This window comes from Novacetimonas pomaceti (assembly GCF_003207955.1).
In the GTDB taxonomy this organism is placed as follows: Bacteria; Pseudomonadota; Alphaproteobacteria; order Acetobacterales; family Acetobacteraceae; genus Novacetimonas; species Novacetimonas pomaceti.
This window is the reverse complement of the sequence record NZ_NOXG01000043.1, coordinates 1-8,848: the sequence shown is the minus strand read 5'-3', so window position 1 is coordinate 8,848 and position 8,848 is coordinate 1. Positions and strand designations below refer to the sequence as shown.

Genomic DNA, 8,848 nt, shown 5'->3' with positions numbered 1-8,848 from the left:
CAGAAGCAGAATATCGTCAATATTCCAGATCGGGCTCCTGTGGGATGACTGAATTCTACAAAATGACCCGAAATTGCCTCAAGTGTGAGAAATCCGCGTTGAGGATGTCGGCCTGAAACTGCATGAGCAGTTCGTTCGCCACCATGCCGCCATCCGTTTTCAGGCTGCTCAGCACGATGCCGCTGTCCGCCTCCATGGCCGCGACGACATCGCGCACCTGATAGGCCGTTGCCTCCAGCGTTGCGCGTGCGAAGTGCGCCCGCGTGACATAGCGGGTCAGTCCCACAATGACCCCGCGGGCGTTTTCCTTCCAGTAAGGGGCGTACAGGCCGGAAAACGCGGGCACGATGTAAATGCCGCCATTATCCGCCACGCTGCGGGCCAGCGGTTCGATCTGTGTCGCCAGATCAAACAGCTTCAGGTTATCGCGCAGCCACTGTACCAACGCGCCCGTAATGGCGATGGATCCCTCCAGCGCGTAACGGGGTTCTTCCGTGCCGAACTGGTAGGCCACCGTTGTCAGCAGTCCCGCCTTTGACTGGACCGGATCGGTGCCGGTGTTCATCAGCAGGAACGAACCGGTGCCATAGGTATTCTTGGCTTCCCCTGGTGAAAAACAGGTCTGCCCGACCAGGGCGGCCTGCTGGTCACCCAGAATACCGGCAAGCTTCGTGCCCTGCAGGCTGGGGATCGTGATCGTGCCATACACCTGTGACGAGGGCACGATGCGGGGCAGGCAGGCGGGGGGAATGGAAAATGCCTTGAGCATGCCCTCATCCCACGCGCAGGTTTTCAGGTTCATCAGCTGGGTGCGCGAGGCATTGGTCACGTCGGTAATATGGATGCCGCCTTTGGTGCCCCCTGTCAGGTTCCATGAAAGCCAGCTGTCGATCGTGCCGAACAGCGCCTGCCCGGTTTCGGCTTTCTGGCGTGCGCCTTCCACGTTATCAAGCAGCCAGCGCAGTTTCAGGCCCGCGAAATAGCTTGCCAGCGGCAGGCCCGTAATGGCGCGAAAGCGGTCCTGCCCCCCGTCGCGGCCATATTCGTGGACCAGCTGGTCCACACGTGTGTCCTGCCATACGATGGCGTTATGAAGGGGCTGGCCCGTCGTCCTGTCCCACAGGACGGCGGTTTCACGCTGGTTGGTGATCCCGACCGATACCAGGCTGTCCGCGCCCAGATTGGCCCGTGCCATGGCGGCGCCAATCATTTCATTGGTATTTTCAAGAATTTCCATCGGATCATGTTCAACCCATCCCGGATGGGGATAGATCTGGCGGTGTTCCTTTTGCGCGACGGAAACGATCGTTCCCTTCCGGTCGAATATCATGAACCGGGAACTGGTTGTGCCCTGGTCTATCGCGCCCACATATTCCGTCATGCTGCATTCCTTTTTGTTCTTGTGTTTCGCAACAATGTTCCACGATCCCGGAAAGATTATCGTGCCCGCAGGCATTCAGGATGCCTGCGGCTGACCGTTCAGAGATTGGTGGTGAACTGGAACCCGATTACCGCCGCATCGTGGAAGGTCGTTGTGGCCCCGGGGCGCTGCAGGTACTGGAAATCGGGCTGGAAGGCCGTGCCACGGGCGACATGGATGCTGTAGAAGGCTTCCCATACGTTTTCATGGCTCTGTATGCCGTAAACGGCGCCCCACTGGTTGGGCAGGTAGGGCAGGCCAAGCGCAAGCGAGGATTCCTGCTGCAGGGCCACGGTATGGCTCATTTCCATATACTGGAACATGGCGCCTATCTGGTCCAGCGGGCGGCCCCAGGGGGTGCCGCTTTGCAGCAGGCCGATCCATTCATGATCCCGCATGGCCACCTCGTTACCCTGTGTGTAATCAACGCCGCCGATGACGATCAGGCCATTCGCCAGCCCATCTCCGCTGCGGTGGATCATCTGGTTGAACATGAGCCACGCCGCATTCATGCCGGCTTCATACCGGCGTGGCAGGCCCGTCGCCTGAAACGAATTGCCGTTTATGTCGGAAAACAGGTTGGGATAACGGGAGTTGTCATACCAGTACCCGATCTTGTAGTGCCCCAGCAGATGATGCCTGCCGAAGGAGGGGCTCCAGCCGATTTCGACCTGGGAGGAAAGCTTTCCCAGCCCGTCCTGCCCCAGTGCCCAGCCCGATATGCCGCCGTTATAGGCATGGGGGCTGACGGCAAAGATGCCGCCCATGATGTAGGTCCGCAATGTCGGCCGTACCCGCAGGACCGCCCCAAGGTTGCCCGAAGGCCAGTCCCGTCCGCCCGGCACGTATTTGGATGGCGCGGGATTGCCGCATACCGATACGTTCATGAACGAACAGGCAAGGTAATCCTGATTGAAAAAACTGCCTGTTGGTATGACACCGACCGAAAGGATGATGCGGTCGCGCAGGAATCCCTTGTCGGCATACATGTCCACCAGATGGGCAACCACGTTGCCGCGCGCGCCATATATCTCTTCAGGATTGGTCACTGAATCGCCCATGGCGTTGGAAAGGCTGTTGCCGTGTCCATTGATGACCAGCATATGGGTCCAGAAGGACGGAACCCCTGCAAGACGTTGCCAGTCAATGTCCAGCGCCGCTGCGACCTGACCGGCCAGTACGTTGGCACGCTGCTTGCCGCCGGTAATGTTGCCCATATATTCTTCGTTGACGGTAACATTGAGGAAAATGCCCCGTTGCGTCAGCCATGGCTGTATCCCGCCCCAGTTCCCGAACAGGTGGGGCGTTGCGGTCAGCATCGGCACGAGGGGGCCGATCGCCACCTGCCCTGATTCGGTCATGGGAAAGGCGGCGGGTTCGTAATGGGTCGTAAAGGTGGTCTTGGCGGTTTCTGTCTGGGCCAATACTTCGGAAGTGAGCGTGCAACTGGCGAACAGCATTCCCACCATAACGGCCAGAAGCCTGATGAGGGCGGGAAAGTTATTCCATGTTATTGCAGACTTATTCTCGTTCTTGGCGCATGTCGTGATGACACACATTGTCTGCTCTCCCTTCCCGGGCGGTCTGCGCCACGGGGTTGGCTGTCTGGAACAGGATGTGTATCGGTTCACGAATGGGAAAGATTTAATTCATAAATAACACAAGTTCGTGAATAATTTACACGAATTGTATTTGTAATATTTCAGATATTTTAACTCTATAAAGTAGTTTTATATCGTATTCAGAACAAATCTATGACGCCGGTACGTGATTGGTCCCTCAGGGGGATTCAGCGACATGCCCCGTATCCCGACCTTTTATCGATCCCTCGTCCAGGAGTATCGCAACACGCTACGACAGGAGGGGCATCAGCCATCCCTGCTGCTGTCGGCTTGTTCCTTCGATTATCAGCATCAACTGACGACGTGCCCTGACGGCTCCGTTCCAGCCTTCCCTACAGCGGAACGGGGACAGGAGCGGCCTGAGCAATCAGCTTTTTCTGTTTGAGTTCATCCCACAGCGCGGACGGGATCGAGACCTCCATGGATCGTGCGTTGGCCTGCATCTGCGCGGCATTGCGCGCGCCCGGAATGACGGCTGCGACAACCGGATGCGCCGCCGCGAACTGCAGTGCTGCCGTGCGCAGGTCGATCCCGTGCCGCTTGGCGACGGCCTCCATCTCCGCACGCTTATGGGCCATCCCGGACGGAATTGTGCCCTGATAATCGTAACGGTTGCGCCCAGCCGCATAGCCTGCGTTCAGGGGAGCCCCGACAACAACCGAAATGCCGCGTGGCGCGAGGGCCGGCAATGTGTGTGCCAGTGCCTCATCATGCCGCAGGATGGAATACTGCGTTGCCAGCAGGACAATGTCGGGATCGCCCATTTCAATGGTGCGCAGGACCGCCTGCGGCGTGTTCACCCCAAGTCCCCAGGCCTTGATGAGTCCTTCCTCGCGCATTCTGGTCAGGGCCGGAATTGCGCCTTTGGCGGCCTGATCGAAATAGGTTGTCCACCGGTCCCCCATATCCCTGTTTTCAGGCGACAGGTCATGGATATAGACGATGTCGATCCGCGAAATGCCCAGTCTCTGCAGACTGTCCTCTATCGATCGCCGGATCCCGTCCGCGGTATAGTCATAGCGATAGGCAAAAGGGGACGGATCGTGCCACATCGTGCCGTCAGGCGGCCTGGGGGCTGCTGTCAGCAGGCGGCCGACCTTGGTTGACAGCACGAATTCATCCCGTGGCCGCGTATGGAGGAAATGCCCGAAACGCCGCTCGCTCAGGCCAAGGCCATACCAGGGCGATGTATCGAAATAACGCACGCCCGAAGCCCAGGCTGCTTCCAGGGCCGCTTCGGCATCTTCATCCGTGCCCGCCGCAAAGCCGTTGCCAATCGGCACCCCTCCGATGCCAAGGCGTGTCGGGGGACGGAACCGCTGGCCCGGCTGCATCGTGTTCAGTGGGAGCGTATCGCGGGGCACGCGTCCCATGGTCGGCGTGACGTCCCCGGCATGTTGCGCATCCTGGGCCTGCCCCGGTCGCGACATCATGACCGCGGCACCGCCCAGGGCGGAAAGGGCGAGAAGATTGCGTCGGGTGGCTGTCATTGCGTCCTCATATGATATGGCCTGGTTCTTAATGCTTTTCATTGATGAGGGTTCGCTATCGCCTGCGCCGGATTGTCATCCTGTCCATGATTGTCTTCGGCAGACGTGTGATGTGTAATCGCCCATGCCCGTGGAGGCTGATCGGTAATCAACGGGGCTTTATCGCGGGCTGAAACGGATTTCCTGATACCGTGCCCCTTCATGTTGCCAGTCACCGGACAGGTACAGGTGCGATGATGACCACAGTCAGGGAATTCCCGGAACTGCTACCCGGTTTCAGATGGCAGGATATCGAGGTCAATGGCGTACGTATCCGGGCCGCGACAGGTGAGGGCGGACCGCCGCTGCTCCTGCTGCCTGCGGCTGTCTAAAACGGATATTTTCTGATGCGATGAAATGCATCGTGGGCGAGAGGTCGATATGGTCTGCCGTAATTACATTCGATAATGTCTATGGGCTGATCCCTCGTTTCATGCCAGTCAGATCGGGCCATTCCTGAAAACAGGTCCAGAAATGAGACGGACAGCGGCAGATCGAAGATATGATGCTGCTTATTGATCCGTTGGAAAAATACATGCAGAGTATCGGAAATTATTTATGTTGGTACAAGGTTTTTTCAGGAATGTTGCAGAATTCGGAATATCCGAAGGCTGCCAGTTATGCGAGTGCATGCCAAAACAAACTCATAAAAATTTCTTTTTGGACAACATTTATCTCTTTACAATCTTTTGCCGTTAATTTTTCGGCATCAAGAAGATAATTGTGTATAGATTTTCCTTAATTAATTTCAGGAATTTTATAAAATTCCAGATATGATATTCTGGACGTTCCTGCGACATTCCGTAAGATATAAGCGAATAAACTCACGATATTGCAGGTAAATATTGGTAGCATATCCGGATTTCGTGAAAATTTTACTGAATTACATCCTTAATGGCATCGTGACATTCATGAAGTGAAATCATCAATATAAATTCAGAAATATAATATATGTACCGTATGGTATCTTTTTTATTTCCAGAAATATTATATTTTTCTTTGGCTGCCCGAAACTGCGTTCGGGCCAGATGGTTTGTCATGGAGCGGTCGGATGAACGATCGTCCCAGATCAGAAAAAAAGGAATGGAAAAATGACAAATCAGGGTGGTAGCCATGAACAGCATGTCAAGGCCGGCCAGCAGAGCCACAAGAACGCCGGCACGTCACATGGCGAGAAAGAGGCTGGCGAACACGGCACCGGCACCCGGGGCGGCACGCATGAACAGCATGTCAAGGCCGGACAACAGAGCCACAAGAACGCCGGCATGTCGCATGGCGAGAAGGATACTGATGAACACGGCACCGGCACCCGGGGCGGCACACACGAACAACACGTCAAGGCGGGCCAGCAGAGCCACAAGAATACCTGATGTCGTGTTGAATACGGGGAATGCCGGCGATCCGCTGGCATTCCCCGGCAACTGAATGCCCCGATCAGCGCATTGGCTGCCTTGTGCCAATCAGATGCCCGGCATCTTTTCGAAAAATGGAGAGAACCAATGAGCCTGTTTTCGAAACCGATAGAAACCCTTGATGACCTGTTCGTGCATACGCTTCAGGACATCTATTATGCCGAAAACCAGATCGTCAAGAACCTGCCCACCATGGCGGAAAAGGCTGCCGCACCGGAACTGAAGGCCGCGTTTCAGAACCACCTGACGGAAACGGAGGGGCATGTACGCAGGCTGGAGCAGGTGTTCCAGATGCATGGTCAGCCCGTCAAGGGCGTGACATGCCAGGCAATGGATGGCATCCTTGCCGAGGCAAAGGACATCATCAGTGACTGCGATGATCCCGAGGTCCGTGACGCTGCCATGCTTTCGGCTGCCCAGGCCGTCGAACATTATGAAATCACCCGTTACGGCAGCCTTATCGCCTATGCCAAACAGCTTGGCCGGGCGGATTGCGCGAACGTTCTTGAGCAGACGCTTGAGGAAGAAAAAGCCGCAGACCAGAAACTGACACGTCTTGCCGGAATGGGCATAAATCAGCATGCAGCCTGATGGCTGAAGCATTTTTCCCGGACAAGACATAAGACGGATCCTCCTTCCTGTCGGACAGAAAGCAAGATGCAGGCGAAGTGCCGCAGCCGGACCGGTGAGGTCTGCAGATATCCCGCAGAATATAAGGGCGCTTTATCATCATTGCTGGCGGGTCATATGCCGACAGGAAGACCGGGCGCTGGAATTGGGGTCCTGCGCCCCTGCTGGTCGGGACATCAATCCATTTCCCGATGTTGATATTTGAAAAAATATCTGCATCAGCAGACGATTTGTCGGGATCGTTTGAATGTTTCCGGATGATCTCCAATCTCTAAAGCCCTTACAGAGTGTTTAGAGCGCGTCAGATGCTTGGAAAGAACCTTAAAAACATGGGTCGTTTCCGGTGACCCCATGACATTCGGTGCAGCGAATACAAGAAAGCCCTTGAGCCCGTCAACCACGGTCAGCAGAATATCCTCGACGCCGCGATGCCGGAGTTCGTTCATGACGCGGAGCCAGAACCTGACGCCCACATTCTGTTCGATCCACAGGTCGAGGGCCTTTTTCGTACCGTCGGCGCGGACGCCCGGCCGGGATATAGATCTTGAGGCGCTGCATAAGCGCTACCTGCATGAATTCGATGCCTGGGCGGCCAATTTCGGCGAACCCCGTAACGAACTGGAGTTGCAGTCAGGTTGGCGATACAGACCGGTCATGCGCTGCACCGAGTTTGTGAATGTCGCCGATCCGCCATGACGGATCTGTTTTCGACGATGGTATGGCGAACACGACCGACATGCCTTTCTTGGCATGCCGACCGCATAACGTCAGGCTGGGGCCGATATGGAAGCCTTGCATGTAACGAAAGCCTAATGCCCTTAGCTGCTCCTGCTCAGCCTGCGTCTCCACGCCTTCGATAATGACCGTTTTGTCCAGCCTTTCGCCCAGATCGGCCATAAGGCGCAGCACATCCACTGTATGACCATGCGTGTTCATGGTTTTAACGAAGCCACGGTCGGTCTTGATGATGTCAAACGGCATGATGCCGAGATGCGAGAGCGAACTGCGGCCGCCGCCAAAGCTGTTTATCGCAATCCGTGCGCCCGCACCGCGCAGGGCGGCAAGGTGGCGGATGGAAGCATCCATGTCCGGAAGCAGGACGTCCTCGGTTATTTCCAGCACGATCCATTCAGCCTTCGCGCCGGTTGCCGCCAGCAGTTCGCGTAACTGTCGCGGCATGTCAGGCTGGCGAAGCCCGTTCGCGCTCAAATTGACATGGGCTGCGATTTCATGTCCCGGCACCTGATCGCGATTGAAGGCCACCACATGCCGCAGCGCCTGTTCCAGCACCCAGTTGCCAATGGGCACGATCAGACCTGTTTCTTCCGCATTGCGGATAAAGGCTGCCGGGTCATGCAGCACGCCACGCCGGTCACGCCAGCGCAGCAGGGCCTCATGTCCCACCACGCGCCCAGTCTGGATATCCATGATGGGCTGGTAATGCAGCAGAAACTCGTTGCGTTCCAGCGCATCAGGCAATTCGCCCTGCAGGATCAGCGCATGGTGCATGCGTGCCAGCAGATCTGGTGTAAACAGGATGACCCGGTCGCCACCACGACGCTTGGCTTCATACATGGCGAGATCGGCATCGCGCACGATATCGGCCGAGGATTTATGATCGTGATCGGACGTGACGATGCCGATACTGGCTGAGGGCCGCAGGTGATGCCCATCAATCACCATTTCCCCCTCCAGTTCCTGACAGATGCGCGCGCCGATCTTCTCAAGGGCGGCCCGGTCGCGCGGGCCGGTCATGATGGCGGTAAATTCGTCACCGCCCAGACGGGCGATAAAGCAGTTCTCCTCGGTATCGAACACGCGGCGCAGACGCTTGACGATCTCGATCAGGAACATGTCGCCTGCATGATGGCCGAAGCTGTCGTTCACCATCTTGAACTTGTCCAGGTCGATGAACATTACCGCATGATCGTGGCCAGTTTTCCGGTCGCGCTCCATGATGGCATCCAGCCGCGCAAGAAAAGCCTTGCGGTTGGGCAGGCCGGTCAGGGCATCATGCGTGGCCTCGTGGCGCAGGAGGTCTGCGGTTTCCCGCCGTTCGAGCACATGAGACAGCTGACGCGCGATGTTGGAGAACATGGCCAGCGTATAGGGATCGCTTTCGTGGCGCGAAAGGGCATCGACGCGGATTTCTCACACTTGAGGCAATTTCGGGTCATTTTGTAGAATTCAGTCATCCCACAGGAGCCCGATCTGGAATATTGACGATATTCTGCT

General features: G+C 56.6%; 7 protein-coding genes and 1 pseudogene. 3 read left to right on the top strand and 5 right to left on the bottom strand.

Annotated elements, in window-relative coordinates; translation table 11 throughout:
• Positions 1-55 precede the first annotated feature (55 nt).
• The 3 genes from glpK to CFR71_RS14690 form a co-directional block, all read right to left on the bottom strand.
• Entirely contained in the window at positions 56-1,381 is a 1,326-nt protein-coding gene (gene glpK, locus CFR71_RS14700) for a glycerol kinase GlpK (protein WP_239020441.1), read from the bottom strand.
• Positions 1,382-1,479: 98 nt separating this feature from the next.
• A complete protein-coding gene (locus CFR71_RS14695; protein WP_110532062.1) occupies positions 1,480-2,979 on the bottom strand; it encodes a carbohydrate porin in 1,500 nt (499 codons plus the stop codon).
• Between the two features lie 395 nt (positions 2,980-3,374).
• Complete coding sequence (locus tag CFR71_RS14690) at positions 3,375-4,532, bottom strand: aldo/keto reductase (protein WP_110532064.1); 1,158 nt, start codon at positions 4,530-4,532, stop codon at positions 3,375-3,377.
• 233 nt (positions 4,533-4,765) lie between these two features.
• Here CFR71_RS14690 and CFR71_RS14685 point away from each other — a divergent pair, with 233 nt between their 5' ends.
• The 3 genes from CFR71_RS14685 to CFR71_RS14675 all read left to right on the top strand — a co-directional run bounded on the left by CFR71_RS14685 (position 4,766) and on the right by CFR71_RS14675 (position 6,574).
• Positions 4,766-4,903, top strand: coding sequence for a hypothetical protein (locus tag CFR71_RS14685; protein WP_239020440.1), 138 nt, complete (start codon positions 4,766-4,768; stop codon positions 4,901-4,903).
• 759 nt (positions 4,904-5,662) lie between these two features.
• Positions 5,663-5,941: a hypothetical protein gene (locus tag CFR71_RS14680; RefSeq protein WP_110532060.1), complete on the top strand. Its 279-nt coding sequence runs from the start codon at positions 5,663-5,665 to the stop codon at positions 5,939-5,941.
• 129 nt (positions 5,942-6,070) lie between these two features.
• Positions 6,071-6,574: a YciE/YciF ferroxidase family protein gene (locus CFR71_RS14675; RefSeq protein ID WP_110532058.1), complete on the top strand. Its 504-nt coding sequence runs from the start codon at positions 6,071-6,073 to the stop codon at positions 6,572-6,574.
• Positions 6,575-6,990: 416 nt separating this feature from the next.
• Here CFR71_RS14675 and CFR71_RS14670 read toward each other — a convergent pair.
• Both CFR71_RS14670 and CFR71_RS14665 read right to left on the bottom strand, forming a co-directional pair.
• Positions 6,991-7,140, bottom strand: a pseudogene (locus CFR71_RS14670) (transposase); the annotation flags it as partial.
• A 103-nt stretch (positions 7,141-7,243) separates the two neighbouring features.
• Positions 7,244-8,710 (bottom strand): putative bifunctional diguanylate cyclase/phosphodiesterase, encoded by a 1,467-nt coding sequence (locus tag CFR71_RS14665; RefSeq protein ID WP_110532056.1) that lies wholly within the window; start codon positions 8,708-8,710, stop codon positions 7,244-7,246.
• Between the last annotated feature and the right edge of the window lie 138 nt (positions 8,711-8,848).